The following is an 18,738-nucleotide window of genomic DNA, read 5'->3' on the forward strand; positions in this document are numbered from 1 at the left end:
CAACCTCCTAGTCATTATTGTTGGCAAAGCTGGGCTAACGCGCGTTAAAATAAGCGGTTTTTCTCTCGTTGAGGAACAACTGTGGAAAATTTCACGCCTGTTTCTGCCTTCTTAGGTGGCTGCCTAATTGGCTTAAGTGCAATTTTGTTATTACTTTATAACGGCCGCACAGCTGGCATCAGCGGCATTATGAATGGCATTTTTTTATCGCCTGGACATGAACAACGCTGGCGCCTCACCTTTTTGATCGGCCTGATTCTCGGCGCAGTTATTTTTCAGCAGATCGTGCCAGATTTCATTCAATTTCGCAGCGACTACCCGCTTGCCCTAGTCGCCATTGGCGGTTTTCTGGTTGGTGTTGGTACCCGTTTAAGCAGCGGCTGCACCAGTGGCCATGGTATTTGCGGCATTGCCAACCTGTCGCGCCGCTCTATTATCGCGACACTATGCTTTATGGCCAGTGGTTTTATCACAGTTTTTATCATCAAACATGTGTTGTATTTAATATGAACAAACTCTTGGTTGCCTTGATTTCTGGCATCATTTTTGGCTTAGGCCTATCGTTATCGCAGATGGTTGACCCCAACAAAGTCTTGGGCTTTTTGGATATTGCAGGTGACTGGAACCCGAGCCTGGCTTTTGTCATGGCGGGTGCACTAGCGGTCGCCATGCCAGGCTTTTACTGGATAAAAAAACGCCAGCGTCCAATTTTTGAAGACGGTTTTCATCTATCGCATAAAAAACAGATTGATAAACCACTTGTTTTAGGCGCGATTATTTTCGGTATTGGCTGGGGTTTGAGCGGCTATTGTCCAGGCCCTGCCGTCGCAGGCATCGGCTTTGGCAACGGGGAAGCACTCGTCATGGTACTGGCCATTTATGCCGGTTTTTTTGCCGAGCGTTTTATCGCTAAAAAATAATGCCAACACCTCAGCCTGAAAAAATCTATAGCGTCAGCCAGCTCAATCGGGAAACCCGGCTGCTATTAAGTGATCATTTTTTATCAATCCGAATTGAAGGCGAAATATCCAACCTCAGCCGCCCGGCATCGGGCCATTTGTATTTTTCTTTAAAAGACGATCGCGCTCAAATCCGCTGCGCCATGTTTCGTCCACATCAACGCGGGCTTCGTTTTAAACCAGAGAATGGTCTACATGTTATCGCTACAGCCCAGGTCAGTCTGTATGAGCCCCGCGGCGATTATCAGCTCATCATTGAACAAATGGAAGAAGCTGGCAGCGGCGCACTGCAGCGCGCATTTGAACAATTAAAACAAAAACTACTCGCCGAAGGCCTATTTGAAACCCACAGGAAACGCCCGATTCCACGCCTGCCAAACCATATCGGCATCATCACATCTCCTTCCGGTGCCGCTATTCAAGATATTTTAAGTGTCTTGAAACGACGCTTTCCTGCCATTCCAATTACCCTCTACCCTGCTTCGGTACAGGGTGAGATGGCGGCACAGGAAATCGTCCGCGCACTGGCACAGGCCAATCAACAAGGTATTGCCGATGTGTTAATTGTCGGCCGTGGGGGTGGCTCACTGGAAGATTTGTGGCCCTTTAACGAAGAAAGCGTCGCCCGCGCCATCGCCGCCAGTACCATTCCAGTCATTTCTGCCGTAGGCCATGAAACCGATTTTACCATTGCCGATTTTGTCGCCGATTTACGCGCGCCAACGCCTTCGGCCGCTGCCGAACATGCCGCTCCTGACCAGACCGAATGGCTAAATACATTCAAGGCGTATGAATTAAAATTGCAACAACTCATCGAATACGTGCTGGAACAATCGACGCAGCAACTGGACTGGTTGTATCGCGCCTTACAACAACAGCATCCCGAACAAAAACTGGCGCATAAAGGCGAACAATTACGCCGCCTGGAAAGCCACCTGCACCAAAGTTGGCAGCGTCAACACGCGCAGCGCAGCCAACAGACATCCAACCTGGCCCACCGTTTGCTACAGAAAAATCCTTCGGTAATGGCAAAACAACAGCGCCATAATCTGCACAACACCGAACAACGCCTGATTCGCGCCATGCAATCGGCATTGAATCAAGCCCAGCAACGCTACACCGCCACGACTCAAACTTTACATGCCATCAGCCCACTGGCAACACTCGAACGTGGTTACGCCATCGTCCAAAAAGACGATGCCATCATAAAATCCAGCCGACAATTGCAGGTCGGCGATCGTGTCAAAACCCGACTAGGCGAAGGCTGTTTTGTCAGTTGCATCGAAGAAATAGACACCCCATGAAAACAATCAAAAACATCCTGATCACAGGTGCAGCCAAACGCATTGGCGCCAGTTGCGCACGCCTTTTACATACTGAAGGCCACAATATCGCACTGCATTATCATCACTCCGACCAACAGGCACTGAGCCTGCAACAAGAATTCAACCAAACTCGCCCTCATTCTGCTTGCTGCCTGAAGGCTGATCTCAAACAGCTTGACGATATACAACAGCTAGCCATGCAAGCCAGCACAGAATGGAACGGCATTGACGTGTTAATCAACAATGCTTCAGCCTTTTTCCCGGATGACTTTGCAACAACATCGGAACAGGATTGGGACACGCTATTAGATACCAACTTGAAAGCACCGTTTTTCCTGAGCCAGGCCTTGCTCCCCACATTACGCAAAAACCAGGGCTGCATCATCAATATCATCGATATTCATGCCGAACGCGGCTTGAAAGGCTATCCTGCCTACAGCATCAGCAAAGCAGGGCTGGCCGCCCTGACGCGCTCGCTGGCCAAGGAATTGGGGCCCGAAATTCGTGTCAATGGTATTGCGCCGGGAGCTATTTTATGGCCAGAACAGGATATGGATGAGTCGACTAAAAGCGACATCCTCGCGCGCATTGCCTTGAAACGCAGCGGCAGCCCACAAGATATCGCCCGTGCGGTACGCTTTTTTATCAATGATGCCGATTATATTACCGGCCAGATTCTGGCCATTGATGGCGGCAGAACGCTGTTCAACTGATTACTCGTTTTCCCAGGGCGGCTCGATTTTGCGTTGCCACACTGCCGTCTTGTCGAATTCATCCCACAGCTGTCGATAGCTTTTACCAGAAACGGGGTGTTTTTCATCGCCCGCAATTTCTGCCAAAGGCTCCAGCACAAAAGCATATTTTTCGATTTCATCCCGTGGAATTTGCAGGCGGCCATCATGAATAATCTGGTCGCCAAACAGAATCAAATCCAGATCCAGAGTTCGCGATGAAAATTTTTGGCTGTTACGACTACGCCCATGATCGAGTTCAATCTGCCGCAGTATTTTACCGACCTGCTTGGCCTCAAGGTCAGTATTAAAGCGCACAATCAAATTATAAAAATCATCGCCTTCAAATCCCATCGCCGCTGTTTGATAAATACTAGACAAATCAAGCACCCCAAAAGCATCCTGCAACACGCGAATACTCGACGGAATATGCTTGTCTTTGTCGATATTACTGCCAATACTGATATAACCTGTGGTCATGGCTTTTTTATACCCCGTTCGATGACAATGCCAACATCCCGAGCCCGGCTGATGGCACCGCGTTTATTCAAGCGAATCTTGACCCATTCAATCGGAAATTCGTTCAACAACATTGTCGCCACTTCTTCAATCAACTTTTCAACCAAAAAATATTCGCTGTTTTCAACAAAGCTGACGACTCGCTCGGTGACGGCCTTGTAATCCAGAGTATCAGCAATATCATCCGATGCGGCGGCAGCGCGAATATCGAAGCCCATTTCAATATCAAATACCAGCGTTTGCTTGATTTCGCGCTCCCAATCATAAATTCCAATGACAGCTGCAACTTCCAATCCACCTAAAAAGATAATGTCCATGTTGTGTTTCCGGTTATCATATATGACAAATTTACCAGTATCATGTAAACCCGAAAGATATACAAGTTTTAGGAGCATCAACATGCTTGAATGGTTACTCGTTCCCGCCGCCTATTTGTTCGGCTCAATCTCCAGCGCCATCATCGTCTGTCGCCTGATGGGTCTACCCGACCCACGCGAGCAAGGCTCCGGCAATCCGGGTGCAACTAATGTCATGCGCATCGGTGGTAAAAAGGCCGCTGCCATCACTCTGCTCGGTGATGCCTTAAAAGGCCTAATTCCTGTATTATTAGCCAAATCCTTAAACGCTGACAGCGCATTGCTTTCGGGCGTTGTTTTTGCTGCATTTTTAGGCCATCTCTATCCGCTATTTTTCGGTTTTAAAGGTGGCAAAGGCGTCGCGACATCGTTTGGCGTCACCTTAGGTGTCACCTGGCTGCTTGGCCTAGTCGTCTCAGGCACTTGGTTTCTGGTCTATAAAATCAGCGGAATATCATCCCTTTCAGCGCTTGTGGCTTCAGTATTAACGCCCTTTTATGTCTGGCTCATTGTTGGTGATAGCAACCTAGTCATCACCTTTGTCCTGGTCTCAAGTATTTTACTGTGGCGACACAAAGCCAATATTCAGCGTTTATTGCGCGGTGAAGAGAAATAACCTCAACCACGATGCACTGATGTCAATTCGGAAATTGGCCATCGGGGTTTAGCAAAAATCTGCAAATCTTCATGCTGCCCGGCCAATAACCGCTGACATCCGGCATAAGCAATCATGGCGCCGTTATCGGTACAAAATTCCAAGCGAGGAAAATTAAGCACTGCCCCTTCCTTTTCGGCCATAGCTTGCAATTGCCGCCGAATTTCCTGGTTGGCACTGACGCCGCCGGCAATCACCAGCGTCGTCAATCCAGTTTGCTGTAACGCCCGCCGACATTTAATCACCAATGTTTCCGCCACCGCCTGCTGAAATGCGTAGGCCACATCGGCTTTGTCCTGCTCAGTTTTAGCGGTTGTATTCAGGGTATTCATGGTAAAGGTTTTGAGGCCGCTAAAACTAAAATCCAGCCCTGGCCGGTCAGTCATTGGCCGCGGAAAACGAAAACGCGGCCTACCTTGCTGCGCCAGTTGCGACAAACGCGGCCCGCCCGGATAACCTAAACCTAGCATTTTCGCCGTTTTATCGAAGGCCTCTCCGGCCGCGTCATCCAGCGACTCGCCTAACAACTGATAGCGCCCAATGCCCTCAACTTTAACCAGTAAGGTATGCCCGCCTGAAATCAATAAAGCCACAAACGGATATTTTGGCGGATTATCTTCCAGCATCGGTGCCAACAAATGCCCTTCCATATGATGCGTCGCCAGCGCAGGCACCCCCCAAGCCCAGGCCAAACTACGCGCAGTGCACGCACCTACCAACAATGCGCCCATCAACCCGGGCCCTGCAGTATAAGCCACACCATCGATATCCTGCGCCGTCAATGCGCTTTCGGCCAGACACTGTTTGATCAATGGTGTCAATTTCCGAATATGGTCGCGCGAGGCTAATTCCGGCACCACACCACCATAGGCGCTGTGCATTTCAACCTGACTGTAAAGCAGGTGATGAACCAGGCCTTTATGGGCATGATAAATAGCGACTCCAGTTTCATCGCATGAGGTTTCGATTCCGAGAACGTACATTAAGTTTTGAAAAATATTTTTTGTCAGATATAATTGGGGATTCTCTGAAGATCTAATGTCTTCGTTACACTCTTTTGAATATTAACATATATCAGGTCAATTTATGCCAGCAGTAAAAGTTAAAGAAAACGAACCTTTCGATATTGCGATCCGTCGCTTTAAACGCGCATGCGAAAAAGCCGGTGTTTTATCCGAAGTTCGCCGCCGTGAATTCTACGAAAAACCAACCGCAGAACGTAAACGCAAGAAAGCGGCTGCCGTCAAACGTCATCTTAAAAAACTGGCCCGCGAGCGTTATGCACTGAAAAACCTGCGTCGTGGCCGCCCACAAATCTAAGACGATGCCCTCTTTAAAAGCGACCATTACCGACGCCATGAAGGCCGCGATGAAATCCGGAGACAAAGCCCGACTCGGCACAATCCGGATGATTCTCGCCGCCATCAAACAAATCGAAGTCGACGAGCGCATCGAGCTAGACGACAATCGTATCATTGCTGTGCTTGACAAAATGCTCAAGCAACGCCGCGAGTCCATTCGTCAATATCGCGATGCTAATCGTCAAGATCTGGCTGAAATTGAAGAGGCCGAAATCCAAATCATTCAGGATTTTCTGCCAAAAGCACTCAGCACCGAAGAAATTCAGAAGTTGATTGACCAAGCTATTTCCGAAACAGGCGCAAGCTCAATCAAGGATATGGGTAAAGTAATGGGCATCTTAAAACCTAAAATGCAAGGGCGTGCCGATATGGCTGTCGTCAGCGCACAAATCAAGACCGCCTTATCGGCATAAGCTGCCGCCGACTATGAGCGGCCGAATTCCTCGTGAATTTATTGATGATCTACTGGTACGCGCCGATATTGTCGATCTGATCGACACCTATGTTCCCTTAAAAAGAACCGGCAGCAACTTTATGGCGCGCTGCCCTTTCCACAACGAAAAAACTCCCAGCTTCTCAGTCAGCCGCAAAAAACAGTTCTATCACTGCTTTGGCTGCGGAGCCAGCGGCAATGCCATCAGCTTTCTGATGGATTACAACCATCTTGACTTTGTCGAAGCGGTCGAAGACCTCGCCGCCTTTGTCGGCGTTGATGTACCGCGTGAAAAATCCAATTTCAGCACTCCCGCCAAACACGACCTCAGCGCTCTGTACCAGACACTAGAACAGGTCAGCGCGCATTATCAAAAAATCCTGCACACCGATGCCGGTCACGCTGCCCGAGACTACCTTACCTCCCGCGGCGTCAACCCCGATGTCATTAGCCGCTATGAACTGGGCTTTTCCCTAGATAGCTGGGACGACTTAAGCAAACGCTTTCCCCAAAAGCTGCTCATCGATGGCGGCATGCTGGTGCAAAACGAAAATGGCCGAACTTACGATCGTTTCCGTGGTCGCCTGATGTTCCCCATTCGTGACAAACGCGGCCGCGTCATCGGCTTTGGCGGCCGCGTACTCGACGACAGCACACCTAAATACCTGAATTCGCCGGAAACCGCCATCTTTTCCAAAGGCAACGAACTCTATGGCCTGCACGAAAGCTTAAGCCAATCCGCCCACCCTGAGCGCTTTATCATCGTGGAGGGTTACATGGATGTCATTGCCCTAGCTCAACAAGGCATCGATTACGCTGTCGCAACATTAGGCACGGCAACATCGACAAAACACATCGAAACATTATTTCGCTTCAGTAACGAATTGGTTCTATGCTTTGATGGCGACAGCGCCGGTCAACAAGCCGCCTGGCGCGCGATGGATGCCGTATTCCCCAGCCTAAAAGACACTCGCCAGGTTAAAATCATGCTACTACCGAAAAAGGAAGACCCAGACAGCCTGATACGTCGCCAGGGTCTCACCCATTTTCAAAACCTGATTGAACACGCCACACCACTGTCGGAATATTTTTTTTCCACACTCAGCCAGAATATAGACCTTAGCAACGCCGAGGGCCGTGCCGCATTAGCCGCAAAAACATCGCCCTACCTAAAAAAACTCCCAGCCGGTTTTTTTAAAGACATGATGTATGCCCGCGCCCGAGAAATCACCCAGGTACAAAATCTAACACCTCTCAAAAAACCATCTATACTTAAATCCAAACCCGACAACAGACCTTCACCGACTCGACTGGTTATCGCCTTGCTATTACAAAATCCTGAATTTTCCCGACACATTGAAGTCAAAAACCTGGATTGGAATGCACTCGATGCACCCGGCATGTCCCTTTTGCAGGAAATTTTTGCAAAAATCCAGACAACCCCCGGTACTAATACAGCTATTTTAATCGAGGAATTTCGTGACTCACCCCATGCCGCCGCCATACAGAAATTAGCCGGCCTAGAGGTCGTCGGATCGGATCTAGAAGCCGTATTTTTACAAGCACTAGACCGTATTTTAGCTCAGGTTGCCGACCAACAGATCACCCGCTTACTCGAAAAAGAACAGCAGGAAGGTTTGACGCATGAAGAAAAACAGAGGCTTCTGGAACTATTAAGCAAAAAATAGACTCAATAGGGCATTCCAATTTTATTTTTTATGTTATACTGGCCTGTTCATCGGCGAGTGATTAGTGCTTTCATATTTGTGAGTAAAGAATGAACCAAGATCAACAACAATCCCAATTAAAACAATTGATAGCGAAAGGTAAACAACAAGGTTACCTGACCTATACAGAAGTAAACGATCACCTCCCTGGCGACATCGTTGACCCTGAACAGATTGAAGAAATCATTGGCATGATTAATGACATGGGTATCCAGGTTCATGAAGTTGCGCCAGATGAAGACGCCATCATCAGCACCGATAGCGCTGTAACTACTGATGACGACGATGCCGCCGCCGAAGTGGCCGCCTTAGCGTCTGTCGACGCTGAATTTGGGCGTACCACCGACCCCGTTCGCATGTATATGCGTGAAATGGGTTCTGTAGAGCTACTGGCACGCGAAGAAGAACTGGCTATCGCCAAACGCATCGAAAGCGGTCAGCGCCAGATTATTGAATCTATCGCGCGCTCGGGCTTCATTGTCGACGCTTTTCTACAATCTTTTGACGACGTACAAGTTGAAGATTCCGGCGTCCGCCTGGCCGACATGCTGACAGGCTTTGTCGACCTCGACGCCCCCGATGATGCCCAGGTGACTACCGGCGATGAAGAAGTTGAAGAGCCGAAGACACTGAGCTACGAAGACATCAAAGTCAAAGTAGATGAGCTTAGAGCTTTACAAAAAAAGGCCAAGGCATCCATCAAGAAAAATGGCTATACGCACGAAAAAACTGAAAAGATATTCGACGAGCTGTCGCGCTGTTTCAGTGAATTTAAATGGACACCTCAATATCTGAAAAAAATGATCGCGATCTCTGCCGACATCACGGCGGAAATTCGCGAACAGGAAAAAATCATCCTGAACATTTGTGTTAAAAACGCAAAAATGCCACGCAAGGAATTCATCAGTTCTTTTGTGGAAAATGAAACCGACCCTAAGTGGCTAGATCAATATCTTTCTAAAGATACACGCTATGCCGAAGCTTTACGCGAACACCAGCACGACATCAAGAAAGCACAGAAAAAACTGGCTGATATCGAAAAAACGCATGGCTTGAAAATTGCAAATATCAAAGATATTAACCGCCGCATTTCTATCGGCGAGGCAAAATCCCGCCGTGCTAAAAAAGAAATGATTGAGGCTAATTTACGGTTGGTGATTTCAATTGCAAAAAAATACACTAACCGCGGCCTGCAATTTCTGGATCTGATCCAGGAAGGCAATATTGGCCTGATGAAGGCGGTGGATAAATTTGAATATCGCCGTGGTTATAAATTTTCAACCTATGCCACCTGGTGGATTCGCCAGGCCATTACCCGCTCCATTGCGGATCAGGCCCGCACTATTCGAATCCCTGTGCATATGATTGAAACGATTAACAAGCTAAACCGAATTTCGCGCCAGATTCTTCAGGAAAAAGGCCGCGAAGCGACACCTGAAGAACTCGGTGAACGCATGGATATGCCGGAAGACAAGGTACGCAAGGTATTAAAGATTGCCAAAGAACCTATTTCGATGGAAACACCGATTGGTGATGACGAAGATTCACATCTTGGCGATTTTATTGAAGACTCCAAGGTGTTATCGCCGGTAGAATCTGCTACAATTGCAGGACTACGGGAATCTACTCAAAATGTTTTGAGCGGACTGACCGCCAGAGAGGCCAAGGTACTCAGAATGCGCTTCGGTATCAATATGAATACCGATCATACTTTAGAGGAAGTTGGCAAACAGTTTGACGTTACCCGTGAACGGATTCGTCAAATCGAAGCCAAAGCGTTGCGTAAATTACGCCATCCTTCGCGCTCTGAGCAATTACGCTGCTTTCTGGACGGCGACTAAACCTTTTAAAAATTCGGGCCCTTAGCTCAGTTGGTTAGAGCATCCGACTCATAATCGGCAGGTCCCCAGTTCGAGTCTGGGAGGGCCCACCACAAACAAAAGGCCGCATGCGGCCTTTTTTAATGACATTGCAGCGAACGTCCAAGCCTGTCAATCTCTGCAAAACGTACTAAACTACTGATATTCAATCAGTTAAAGGAACCTGTTATGAGCAATAATTTCATCTTTACCTCAGAATCCGTCTCTGAAGGTCACCCTGATAAACTGGCCGATCAGATTTCTGATGCCATGGTCGACGCATTACTGGCACAAGACCCACATTCCCGTATCGCCTGTGAAACTATGGTTAAAACTGGTATGGTCATCCTCGCCGGCGAAATCACCACCGAAGCCTGGGTCGATACCGAAGAACTGGTTCGAAAAGTGGTCTGTGAAATTGGCTATGACAACGGTGACATCGGCTTTGATGGCAAGACATGTGCTGTTTTAAATGCCATCGGCAAACAATCACCCGATATTGCCATGGGGGTTGATGATACCGACGATCATGAACAGGGCGCAGGCGATCAAGGCCTGATGTTCGGTTACGCCACCAATGAAACCGATGTACTGATGCCTGCACCAGTAACTTATGCCCATCGCCTGGTGGAAAGGCAAGCGCATATCCGTAAAACCGGTGTTCTACCCTGGCTACGCCCCGATGCAAAAAGCCAGTTGACATTCCGTTACGAAGACAATAAACCCGTCGCCATCGATGCGGTCGTGTTATCGACCCAGCATTCACCTGAAATCAGCGGAAAACAATTGGAAGAGGCCGTGATGGATGAAATCATCTTGCCTACTTTGCCTAAAGAGTGGCTACATGCTGACACCAAATATTTTATCAACCCCACAGGACAGTTCGTCATTGGCGGCCCTGTCGGTGATTGCGGCCTGACCGGACGTAAAATTATCGTGGACACCTATGGCGGCATGGCACGCCACGGTGGCGGCGCATTCTCTGGTAAGGATCCTTCCAAAGTTGACCGTTCGGCAGCCTATATGGCACGTTACGTCGCCAAAAATATTGTTGCAGCTGGCCTAGCTCAACGTTGTGAAATCCAGGTTTCCTACGCCATCGGCGTTGCCGAACCTACATCGATCAGCGTTGAAACATTTGGCACTGGCCAAGTTGGTGAAGAACGCTTGGTTGAACTGATTCGTGAGCATTTTGACTTACGCCCCAAAGGCCTGATTGCGCAACTGGATTTATTGAAACCCATTTATCAGCCAACGGCAGCTTATGGCCATTTTGGCCGTACTGAAGCTTCTTTCAGCTGGGAAAAAACCGATAAAGTCGAAGCCCTGAAAGATTCTGCTGGACTGTAACCTAAAAAGGATAAAACGATGAGCGAACATGATTATAAAATAGCCGATATTTCCTTGGCTGACTGGGGCCGCAAAGAAATCAGTATTGCGGAAACTGAAATGCCAGGCTTGATGTCGCTGCGTGAAGAATATGGTGTCGAGCAGCCATTAAAAGGTGCCCGCATTGCAGGCTGCCTGCATATGACCATTCAAACAGCCGTGTTGATCGAAACCCTAACCGCGCTCGGTGCCGAAGTCAGATGGTCATCCTGCAACATCTTTTCAACCCAAGATCATGCCGCCGCCGCAATGGCTGCTGCCGGCATTCCAGTATTTGCCTGGAAAGGTGAAACCGAAGAGGAAGCCGAATGGTGTATCGAACAAACCATTATTGGTCCCGATGGCTGGCGCCCAAATATGATTCTGGATGATGGCGGCGACCTGACCTTGATGATGCATGAAAAATTTCCAGAATTGATGGATGACGTCAAAGGCTTGTCTGAAGAAACCACAACTGGCGTTTTACGTCTATATGAAATGGTTGAAAACGGTACCCTGCGCGTACCAGCATTCAATGTTAATGACTCGGTCACTAAATCAAAATTTGATAACTTATACGGCTGTCGTGAATCCTTGGTAGATGGCATTAAACGCGCCACCGACGTCATGGTTGCCGGTAAAATCGCCGTAGTTTGTGGTTATGGTGATGTGGGTAAAGGTTGCGCGCAATCCTTACGTGGTCTCGGTGCAACGGTCTGGATTACCGAAATTGATCCAATTTGTGCCTTACAGGCGTCGATGGAAGGCTATCGTGTGGTTACGATGGACGAAGCCGCGCCTCTCGCCAATATTTTTGTGACGGCTACCGGTAACAAAGATGTCATCACACACGAACACATGAAACAGATGAAGAATCAGGCCATCGTCTGTAATATCGGCCATTTCGATTCTGAAATTGAAATCGCCAAACTGCGCCAATACACTTGGGAAAACATCAAACCCCAGGTTGATCATGTGATCTTCCCGGATGGCAAGCGTTTGATCGTGCTGGCAGAAGGCCGCCTGGTCAACTTAGGCTGCGCCACCGGACATCCGAGTTTTGTCATGTCCAACTCGTTCTGCAACCAGGTTCTTGCTCAGATTGAACTGTGGAACCATGCTGACCAATATGAGAACAAAGTTTATATTCTGCCGAAAAAACTGGATGAAAAAGTTGCCCGTTCACACCTGAAACAACTGGGCGTGAACTTGACTCAACTCACGCCAGAGCAGGCCGCTTATATCAACGTTCCGGTCGAAGGACCCTACAAGCCTGACCATTACCGTTATTGATGATGCGCATGGCTACTTATATTTCGGTAGCCATGCCCTTTGTACCCTACCAAAAAGGAGCCCCCCGTGGCTCCTTTTTTTAGTTAATGTATTATGCGCCAATCCAGACTCTTTCTCGACAACCCACTAACAGTCGGCCAATCTTTAGAACTTGATGCTGAAGCCGCTCACTATCTGCGCACCGTACTGCGCTTAAAAAAACAACAGGAATTGATTGTTTTCAATGGTCAGGGTAATGAGTATCGCGCCGAAGTAAGCTTGGTCAGCCGAAAATCGGTTGTCATTCAAATCCTATCCAAGCAGATTAAAGATATCGAGTCGCCACTCACTATTCATCTTGGTCTGGGTATATCCCGTAGCGAACGCATGGACTGGGCCATCCAAAAATCCGTTGAATTGGGCGTTTGTCGAATCACGCCGTTATTGACCGAACGCTGCGTCGTCAAATTAACCGACGATAAACGCCAGCTTCGCCTACGTCACTGGCAAGGCATCATTCAACATGCCGCCGAACAATCTGGCCGTACCCGCTTGCCGCTGTTGCAACCGATTCAAACACTGACAGACTGGGTATCAGAACAAACTGCGCTGTGCTTTTTTTGGATCCCTATGCCGATAAAAGCCTTGCTACATACACGCCAGAACAACGTCAAGTCACGCTGCTGTCGGGTCCGGAAGGTGGCTTTACCGATCAGGAACGCGCTTACGCCACCGAGGCAGACTTTATTCCCGTCAGACTAGGGCCTCGTATTTTACGCACTGAAACAGCCGCTCTAGCCGCAATTAGCGCCATTCAAACCTTATGGGGAGATTTTTCATGATGCGCCTGCTCTATGCTTTCCTGCCGCTTATCATCTTAATCATTCTGGCAACGGTTGCCTGCTGGCTGGGATATTATTTACTGCTCGCATTCGGCGATGTGGTCGAATTTCGGAAAATCATCAGTAAAACCACCTTAGTTTTACTCTTGCTCAGCATTTTCCCGCTTAAGGCTTGGTTAAAGTTAAGCTGGCAAGACTTAGGCTTCGCGCCACCTCGCCAATTCCTGCATCAAATGGGCTTAGGCCTGCTCATTGGCATCATAACCTTACTGCCGGTACTGCTCGTACTCTATGGCTTGGATGTGCATATCATCGACACTAGCCGCGACTGGACTGTCCTGAAAGCCTGTAAACGCATTGGCATTTCCCTGCTACTGGCATTGCTGATTTCTTTTCTGGAAGAACCCTTGTTCCGCGGTATTTTACTCGCCAGTCTACGCCAAAAGCTCTCCTTATCGCTTGCCGTCGGCTTAAGCGCTTTTTATTATGCCAGCCTACATTTTCTTAAAGCGAAATCTTCGGTACCCTATGCCGAGATAAGCCCTGCAAAAGGTTTCGATTTGATGCTGGAAGCCTTTGCCAACTGGTTTAATCCTGCTATTTTTTCAGCTTTATTGGCCTTATGGGTCGTCGGCGTCTTTCTGGCCTTGATCCGAATTGAATTCCGGCACAGCTTAGGCATCTGTGTTGGCTGCCATGCCGGATGGGTTTGGTTAATAAAAACCAGTAAAGATTTTTTAGATGTAAATCCAAAATCGGACTATCTGTTTTTGGTCAGCGGTTACGACGGCGTCGTAGGCCCATTAGTCACAATCTGGCTCTCGCTGGCTATTGCAGGTTATTGGCTCTGGAAACAACGATGCACTAATCCCTGAAATTATTGAACTGCAGAGGCTGCCCGACATCTTCTTGTTTCAACATCTGAATCACCTGCTGCAAATCATCTCTTTTCTTGCCAGTAACCCGGACTTTATCACCCTGGATAGCCGCTTGAACCTTGAGTTTTTTATCTTTGATCAATTTGACGATTTTCTTGGCAATATCCTGTTCAAGCCCTTGCTTTAACGTCAGCTCCTGTTGCGCCATTTTCCCTGAGGCTTTCGGCTCGCCCGTTTCCAGACAACCAATATCCACACCTCGCTTGGTCATTTTGGAATATAAAATTGGCAACATTTGCTGTAATTGAAAAGTCGATTCGGCAATCATCATAATCTTTTCATCCTGTAACTCAAATTTAGCATCACTGCCTTTAAAATCAAAACGAGTGGAAACTTCACGATTAGCTTGATCAACAGCGTTACTGACTTCGTGACTATCAAATTCGGAAACAATATCAAATGATGGCATAGTGATTTTATTCAATTAAAAACTAGAGAAATATAACTATAATTTTGTTATCTTTAAAACTCAATTCATTTTTCTTCCGCATGAAAAAAAACATCCCTTTTTTCAGTTGCTTATGTTTTAGCATACTCCTCAGCGCCTGCGCCTCGGAAGGTCAGGTCAAGGGCCGGGATTTCGAAATGCGCTCATTGCTGAAAAACGATATCGACCTAGTGTCGGAAACACACCAAACTATTGTCCGCAAGGCTTTGATTGAGCTGGCCATCAAATTATATAAACGCAACCCAAATCAATGGCGAAAAGCCGGCCTTGCTTCACGACAACAAGCTATAGCAATGCTTGAGCACTATCCCTACAGCAGAATTAATGGCAAAGACGGCATTGCCTGCATTCGTCAGACATTTGACGAAAGTTATCAAGGCGACCGGGTGCAAAGTTTTATTGCCGGCCTTCAAACTATGATTATGCACGCATACGATAATCACGAAGAGTTTTATATGCACAACTTACTGGAGGCACAAAAACTTTATGACAGCGCCCGCAACCTAGAACTGGCGGCCTGGCTGTTACGCACTAAGCGTAAAACCGATGGCACGCCGTTTTTATACAGCACCGGGGAAGGCGAGCAAATCAATCTAAGTTTTGAACGTCTGTTTGGCAAAATGATCAATGCTCAAGATATGTTGGCACAAATCATGGCTAACCGAACTCACCGACAAATTAAGAACACGCTGCAAAGCATGATTACCGCCTTTATTCCGATTTAGTTCGCCAGCTTCTGATAAAACGCTTAACCGCTGTAATGCGCAATTGCCGTATCGCCTCTGCAATTTGTTTACCTTGTACATCGCTAGCCATAACGCTGGATATATCTACATTGGCGGCCGCCTCCGCGGCTTGTTTTAAATACTGCACCTGTGGGTAGTCGCGCCGCTCAAAACCTGCCCTGCCGCGAATATCGGCCTCACAGGTAACAAGATAGTCATCCAGCGCGCTATTTTGTTTAAACGCGCCTAATTTCTGCAATAGATCGACCAAGGTCGAAGCCTTCAACTCAAACACCCGATGACAATAGCCATGATATTGCATCACCACCATAGCCAGCACTTTAAAACTATTGGGCGCTTTCAATCGCTGACACAGCGTTTTTAATGCGGGCAAACCCAATGTCTCATGGCCATGGTGACTAGGCCATTTAGCCGGATCGGTCAATGCCTTGCCTAAATCATGCACCAATGCGGCAAAGCGCACTTCAGCTTTACCCGACAACTGCGCGGCCTGATCAATAACCATCATGACATGGACGCCGGTATCGATTTCGGGATGATATTTTGCCGGTTGTGGAATGCCAAACAAGCAATCAATCTCCGGAAAAATGACTTTTAACGCACCACAATCACGTAAGGTATAAAAAAATGCCGATGGCGTTTTTTCCATCAATGCCTTAATCAATTCCGCCCACACACGTTCTGCCACCAAATGATCGACCTCACCGGCATCGACCATTTGCTGCATCAAATCGCGTGTTTCAGCGGCTAAAGTAAAACCTAAATGTGCATAACGGGCGGCAAAACGTGCAACCCGTAAGATTCTGACCGGATCTTCGACAAAGGCCGGCGAAACATGTCGAAACACACGTTGCTGTAAATCCTTCTGGCCACCATAAGGATCGATGATTTCGCCACTTTCTGTCATTGCCATCGCATTGATGGTCAAATCACGTCGTTGCAAATCCTGTTCCAGTGTCACATCGGGTGTGGCATGAACATTAAACCCTTTATAACCCGGCGCTGTCTTGCGCTCGGTTCGCGCCAGCGCATATTCTTCATGTGTTTCAGGATGTAAAAAAACGGGAAAGTCCTTACCGACAGGTCTGAAACCTTGCGCTATCATGGATTCGGGCGTTTCACCCACCACCACCCAGTCTCGTTCCTTGACTGGGTAACCCAGCAATGTATCGCGGACCGCACCGCCGACAAGATACTTTTTCACACGTTTCCAACCCTTTCAAACAATCCCGTTATTATATACTCTCTACACATAAAATTTAGTCACCTCTACTCTCATTAAAAATGACATGACCGATATTTTCTTAGCCAGCTTGATTTTAGGTGCGGCCACCGGCTTATTAGCCGGCCTGTTTGGTATTGGCGGCGGCATCATCATCGTGCCAGTACTGATGTGGTTATTCGAACGCTTAAACTTAGCAGATAAACACATCATGATTATGGCAATTGCCACGTCACTAGCGACCATTATTCCCACCGCTATCGCCTCAAGCTACGCCCATCACCAAAGACAAAACCTGCTGTGGCCTGTTGTTCGTAAACTCGTCCCCGGTATTATCATCGGCAGTTTGTTAATGTCTTTTGTCGCAGCACATTTGCCGGCACACCTGCTACGCTATTTTTTTATCGCCTATTTGATATACGTTGCGACCAATATGCTTTTGCAAAAAAAAACCGTCATCTCAGTACAAAGCAGATGGAAAGGTATGGATTATGTTGCCGGCGCGATTATTGGCGGCCTGTCAACTTTACTTGGTATCGGAGGCGGAACGCTGACCGTCCCTTATTTGTTGGGCAAAAACCTTGTGATGAAAAATGCCGTTGCCGTCTCCAGCGCGTGCGGATTACCCATCGCCATGGCAGGAACAATAGGCTATATCCTGACTGGCTGGAAGCTAACTTCATTACCCGAATACAGCTTAGGCTTTATTTATCTACCGGCGTTTTTAGGTATCACCGCTAGTAGTATTTTTACCGCATCTATCGGTGCGCGACTCGCTAATAGCCTACCGGCCAAACACTTAAAGCATTATTTCGCGCTGCTACTTTATATCATCGCCGCAAAAATGTTGTGGTAACTGATGTTACGCGGTGGCTCTTTAATTTCATTTCCATAATTCTCCGTTCGCCATTACCGAGAAAAAAAGCCATCTCTGGCCTCTCTCTTATCGACACTTCAGACCACAGAGCACACAGAGTTATAGCTAGAGCATTATAAACTGGCATAATCTAAATATTTGCAAAATAACGTATCGACATCACAGCGATGCTGTCGTCGAAGCGCTTTAGCTTGTGCCCATTTGCGTTCAATAGGATTAAGGTCTGGACTATAGGGCGGAAGAAACTCAAGAGTGCAGGTTGTTTGCTTGATGGCATCTAAAATATCTGCACGTTTATGGAAAGCAGCATTGTCCATAACAATGAAAGCCTGTTCCGGCAGTTTGGGTAACAAATCCTGGGTTAACCAGGCATAAAAAGTGTCCGCATTAATGCTGCCTTCAAACAAGCTGACTGTTACCAAAGCGGACCCCATCATAGCGCCAATCGCATTAATTCGCCCTTTCGCATGCCAATCATGGACATCGTAGCACCGCTCGCCTACCGGTGAATAAGCATGCGTTCTCGGCATACTTTGCTCAAAACCACTTTCATCCACATAGACAATAGGTCGCTCTTTGGACTCGTAGTCCACAATTTTCGCTTGGAAATCAGACCGTGCCTGCTCGTCCGCTTTTGGATGTTTGAGTGTTTTTTTTATTGCTGAAACCCAAACGCTTTAAGGCATAACCAATCGCCCGTTGACTCACGTTAAACCGTTTCGCTCTTTCCCATTGATAGTCATCAGGGTAACGCTCAACATCTTTCTTCAACGCTTCCATATCAATTTTTGTGGCCGGTTTATTTCGAGTCAGACAGGGTTCAAGCTTTTTTTGCCAGCGAAATAAGGTGCGTATCGGCACATCAAAACGTTCGCTGGTCTGTTCAAAGGTCAGGCCATATTTTTCTTTGACCGCAAAGACTTTTTGTCGAAATTTAAGAGGGTATGTCATGGGAATATATTATGCCACATAATCTTGCTTTAGTTATATCCCCTGGTTCCCGCTCTTGCGTGGGAATGAGGGAAGAGTTACTGCGTAACATCAGGTGGTAACTCAACTCTACAAAAAAGCCCACAAGCATTGCTTTGCGGGCTTTTGTA

Annotated in this window: 22 protein-coding genes, 1 tRNA gene and 1 pseudogene; 17 read left to right on the plus strand and 7 right to left on the minus strand. The window is 47.6% G+C overall.

The genetic code is table 11. The annotated features are described in order from the left end of the window. The first annotated feature begins 81 nt into the window (after positions 1-81). From JEU20_RS03530 to JEU20_RS03545, 4 genes are read left to right on the plus strand one after another with little or no spacing between them, the layout of a single operon-like run. Positions 82-510 (plus strand): YeeE/YedE family protein, encoded by a 429-nt coding sequence (locus JEU20_RS03530; RefSeq protein WP_198243688.1) that lies wholly within the window; start codon positions 82-84, stop codon positions 508-510. Continuing rightward, complete coding sequence (locus JEU20_RS03535; RefSeq protein WP_198243689.1) at positions 507-920, plus strand: YeeE/YedE family protein; 414 nt, start codon at positions 507-509, stop codon at positions 918-920. The genes JEU20_RS03530 and JEU20_RS03535 overlap by 4 nt, the downstream gene beginning before the upstream one ends. Further along, entirely contained in the window at positions 920-2,263 is a 1,344-nt protein-coding gene (gene xseA / locus JEU20_RS03540; protein WP_198243690.1) for an exodeoxyribonuclease VII large subunit, read from the plus strand. Before JEU20_RS03535 ends, xseA begins: the two co-directional genes overlap by 1 nt. Next, on the plus strand, positions 2,260-2,997 hold the full coding sequence (locus JEU20_RS03545; protein ID WP_198243691.1) for a pteridine reductase: 738 nt from the start codon (positions 2,260-2,262) through the stop codon (positions 2,995-2,997). Before xseA ends, JEU20_RS03545 begins: the two co-directional genes overlap by 4 nt. Here JEU20_RS03545 and folK read toward each other — a convergent pair whose 3' ends face one another. Next, positions 2,998-3,495: a 2-amino-4-hydroxy-6-hydroxymethyldihydropteridine diphosphokinase gene (folK, locus tag JEU20_RS03550; protein ID WP_198243692.1), complete on the minus strand. Its 498-nt coding sequence runs from the start codon at positions 3,493-3,495 to the stop codon at positions 2,998-3,000. It lies immediately after the preceding gene. After that, positions 3,492-3,851, minus strand: a complete 360-nt coding sequence (folB, locus tag JEU20_RS03555) for a dihydroneopterin aldolase (protein ID WP_198243693.1) — start codon at positions 3,849-3,851, stop codon at positions 3,492-3,494. The genes folK and folB overlap by 4 nt, the downstream gene beginning before the upstream one ends. 82 nt (positions 3,852-3,933) lie before the next feature. On the opposite strand from folB, the gene plsY reads away from it, so the two are divergent. Beyond that, entirely contained in the window at positions 3,934-4,506 is a 573-nt protein-coding gene (gene plsY / locus JEU20_RS03560; protein ID WP_198243694.1) for a glycerol-3-phosphate 1-O-acyltransferase PlsY, read from the plus strand. A gap of 2 nt (positions 4,507-4,508) precedes the next feature. Here plsY and tsaD read toward each other — a convergent pair whose 3' ends face one another. Continuing rightward, positions 4,509-5,528, minus strand: coding sequence for a tRNA (adenosine(37)-N6)-threonylcarbamoyltransferase complex transferase subunit TsaD (gene tsaD / locus JEU20_RS03565; RefSeq protein WP_198243695.1), 1,020 nt, complete (start codon positions 5,526-5,528; stop codon positions 4,509-4,511). A gap of 103 nt (positions 5,529-5,631) precedes the next feature. Between tsaD and rpsU the strand changes: the two genes are divergently transcribed. The 10 genes and pseudogenes from rpsU to JEU20_RS03610 all read left to right on the plus strand — a co-directional run bounded on the left by rpsU (position 5,632) and on the right by JEU20_RS03610 (position 14,282). Then, positions 5,632-5,865, plus strand: coding sequence for a 30S ribosomal protein S21 (gene rpsU / locus JEU20_RS03570; protein WP_198243696.1), 234 nt, complete (start codon positions 5,632-5,634; stop codon positions 5,863-5,865). 4 nt (positions 5,866-5,869) lie between these two features. After that, a complete protein-coding gene (locus JEU20_RS03575; protein WP_198243697.1) occupies positions 5,870-6,319 on the plus strand; it encodes a GatB/YqeY domain-containing protein in 450 nt (149 codons plus the stop codon). A gap of 13 nt (positions 6,320-6,332) precedes the next feature. Next, entirely contained in the window at positions 6,333-8,027 is a 1,695-nt protein-coding gene (dnaG, locus tag JEU20_RS03580) for a DNA primase (RefSeq protein WP_198243698.1), read from the plus strand. A gap of 89 nt (positions 8,028-8,116) precedes the next feature. Further along, positions 8,117-9,907 (plus strand): RNA polymerase sigma factor RpoD, encoded by a 1,791-nt coding sequence (gene rpoD / locus JEU20_RS03585; RefSeq protein ID WP_198243699.1) that lies wholly within the window; start codon positions 8,117-8,119, stop codon positions 9,905-9,907. A 15-nt stretch (positions 9,908-9,922) separates the two neighbouring features. Continuing rightward, positions 9,923-9,999, plus strand: a tRNA-Ile gene (locus JEU20_RS03590). A gap of 115 nt (positions 10,000-10,114) precedes the next feature. Next, entirely contained in the window at positions 10,115-11,275 is a 1,161-nt protein-coding gene (gene metK, locus JEU20_RS03595) for a methionine adenosyltransferase (protein ID WP_198243700.1), read from the plus strand. 18 nt (positions 11,276-11,293) lie between these two features. Further along, positions 11,294-12,586, plus strand: a complete 1,293-nt coding sequence (ahcY, locus tag JEU20_RS03600) for an adenosylhomocysteinase (RefSeq protein ID WP_198243701.1) — start codon at positions 11,294-11,296, stop codon at positions 12,584-12,586. A 93-nt stretch (positions 12,587-12,679) separates the two neighbouring features. Then, positions 12,680-13,171 (plus strand): annotated as a pseudogene (locus JEU20_RS03605) (16S rRNA (uracil(1498)-N(3))-methyltransferase); the annotation flags it as partial. A 5-nt stretch (positions 13,172-13,176) separates the two neighbouring features. Continuing rightward, complete coding sequence (locus tag JEU20_RS15575; RefSeq protein ID WP_342590450.1) at positions 13,177-13,407, plus strand: RsmE family RNA methyltransferase; 231 nt, start codon at positions 13,177-13,179, stop codon at positions 13,405-13,407. Beyond that, the gene (locus JEU20_RS03610) at positions 13,404-14,282 is read left to right on the plus strand and encodes a CPBP family intramembrane glutamic endopeptidase (protein WP_198243702.1); all 879 of its coding nucleotides are present in this window, start codon (positions 13,404-13,406) and stop codon (positions 14,280-14,282) included. The genes JEU20_RS15575 and JEU20_RS03610 overlap by 4 nt, the downstream gene beginning before the upstream one ends. On the opposite strand, the gene JEU20_RS03615 is transcribed toward JEU20_RS03610, so the two are convergent. Continuing rightward, positions 14,272-14,754 (minus strand): YajQ family cyclic di-GMP-binding protein, encoded by a 483-nt coding sequence (locus tag JEU20_RS03615; protein ID WP_198243703.1) that lies wholly within the window; start codon positions 14,752-14,754, stop codon positions 14,272-14,274. The genes JEU20_RS03610 and JEU20_RS03615 overlap by 11 nt on opposite strands. An 80-nt stretch (positions 14,755-14,834) precedes the next feature. On the opposite strand from JEU20_RS03615, the gene JEU20_RS03620 reads away from it, so the two are divergent. After that, positions 14,835-15,518 carry a hypothetical protein gene (locus JEU20_RS03620; protein ID WP_198243704.1) on the plus strand — a complete coding sequence of 228 codons (684 nt, stop codon included), beginning with the start codon at positions 14,835-14,837 and terminating at the stop codon, positions 15,516-15,518. On the opposite strand, the gene JEU20_RS03625 is transcribed toward JEU20_RS03620, so the two are convergent. Then, complete coding sequence (locus JEU20_RS03625) at positions 15,505-16,743, minus strand: multifunctional CCA addition/repair protein (RefSeq protein WP_198243705.1); 1,239 nt, start codon at positions 16,741-16,743, stop codon at positions 15,505-15,507. The two genes, JEU20_RS03620 and JEU20_RS03625, sit on opposite strands and share 14 nt — an antisense overlap. An 85-nt stretch (positions 16,744-16,828) precedes the next feature. Between JEU20_RS03625 and JEU20_RS03630 the strand changes: the two genes are divergently transcribed. Further along, the gene (locus tag JEU20_RS03630) at positions 16,829-17,617 is read left to right on the plus strand and encodes a sulfite exporter TauE/SafE family protein (protein ID WP_198243706.1); all 789 of its coding nucleotides are present in this window, start codon (positions 16,829-16,831) and stop codon (positions 17,615-17,617) included. 134 nt (positions 17,618-17,751) lie between these two features. Here JEU20_RS03630 and JEU20_RS03635 read toward each other — a convergent pair whose 3' ends face one another. Together JEU20_RS03635 and JEU20_RS03640 are read right to left on the minus strand one after the other, a co-directional pair. Beyond that, a complete protein-coding gene (locus tag JEU20_RS03635; RefSeq protein WP_198245841.1) occupies positions 17,752-18,297 on the minus strand; it encodes an IS630 family transposase in 546 nt (181 codons plus the stop codon). Then, positions 18,248-18,589 (minus strand): IS630 transposase-related protein, encoded by a 342-nt coding sequence (locus tag JEU20_RS03640; protein ID WP_198243707.1) that lies wholly within the window; start codon positions 18,587-18,589, stop codon positions 18,248-18,250. The genes JEU20_RS03635 and JEU20_RS03640 overlap by 50 nt, the downstream gene beginning before the upstream one ends. Between the last annotated feature and the right edge of the window lie 149 nt (positions 18,590-18,738).

The organism is methane-oxidizing endosymbiont of Gigantopelta aegis, from assembly GCF_016097405.1.
Classification (GTDB): Bacteria; Pseudomonadota; Gammaproteobacteria; order Methylococcales; family Methylomonadaceae; genus Methylomarinum.

What these genes read in the sequence shown, in the direction of transcription:
- metK (WP_198243700.1), top strand. Translation starts at nt 10,115, where the DNA reads ATGAGCAATAATTTCATCTTTACCTCAGAATCCGTCTCTGAAGGTCAC.
- ahcY (WP_198243701.1), top strand. Translation starts at nt 11,294, where the DNA reads ATGAGCGAACATGATTATAAAATAGCCGATATTTCCTTGGCTGACTGG.
- rpsU (WP_198243696.1), top strand. Translation starts at nt 5,632, where the DNA reads ATGCCAGCAGTAAAAGTTAAAGAAAACGAACCTTTCGATATTGCGATC.
- folB (WP_198243693.1), bottom strand. Translation starts at nt 3,851, where the DNA reads ATGGACATTATCTTTTTAGGTGGATTGGAAGTTGCAGCTGTCATTGGA.
- JEU20_RS03630 (WP_198243706.1), top strand. Translation starts at nt 16,829, where the DNA reads ATGACCGATATTTTCTTAGCCAGCTTGATTTTAGGTGCGGCCACCGGC.
- JEU20_RS03620 (WP_198243704.1), top strand. Translation starts at nt 14,835, where the DNA reads ATGAAAAAAAACATCCCTTTTTTCAGTTGCTTATGTTTTAGCATACTC.
- JEU20_RS03610 (WP_198243702.1), top strand. Translation starts at nt 13,404, where the DNA reads ATGATGCGCCTGCTCTATGCTTTCCTGCCGCTTATCATCTTAATCATT.
- JEU20_RS03615 (WP_198243703.1), bottom strand. Translation starts at nt 14,754, where the DNA reads ATGCCATCATTTGATATTGTTTCCGAATTTGATAGTCACGAAGTCAGT.
- JEU20_RS03545 (WP_198243691.1), top strand. Translation starts at nt 2,260, where the DNA reads ATGAAAACAATCAAAAACATCCTGATCACAGGTGCAGCCAAACGCATT.
- plsY (WP_198243694.1), top strand. Translation starts at nt 3,934, where the DNA reads ATGCTTGAATGGTTACTCGTTCCCGCCGCCTATTTGTTCGGCTCAATC.
- JEU20_RS03640 (WP_198243707.1), bottom strand. Translation starts at nt 18,589, where the DNA reads ATGACATACCCTCTTAAATTTCGACAAAAAGTCTTTGCGGTCAAAGAA.
- xseA (WP_198243690.1), top strand. Translation starts at nt 920, where the DNA reads ATGCCAACACCTCAGCCTGAAAAAATCTATAGCGTCAGCCAGCTCAAT.
- tsaD (WP_198243695.1), bottom strand. Translation starts at nt 5,528, where the DNA reads ATGTACGTTCTCGGAATCGAAACCTCATGCGATGAAACTGGAGTCGCT.
- folK (WP_198243692.1), bottom strand. Translation starts at nt 3,495, where the DNA reads ATGACCACAGGTTATATCAGTATTGGCAGTAATATCGACAAAGACAAG.
- rpoD (WP_198243699.1), top strand. Translation starts at nt 8,117, where the DNA reads ATGAACCAAGATCAACAACAATCCCAATTAAAACAATTGATAGCGAAA.
- dnaG (WP_198243698.1), top strand. Translation starts at nt 6,333, where the DNA reads ATGAGCGGCCGAATTCCTCGTGAATTTATTGATGATCTACTGGTACGC.
- JEU20_RS03575 (WP_198243697.1), top strand. Translation starts at nt 5,870, where the DNA reads ATGCCCTCTTTAAAAGCGACCATTACCGACGCCATGAAGGCCGCGATG.
- JEU20_RS03535 (WP_198243689.1), top strand. Translation starts at nt 507, where the DNA reads ATGAACAAACTCTTGGTTGCCTTGATTTCTGGCATCATTTTTGGCTTA.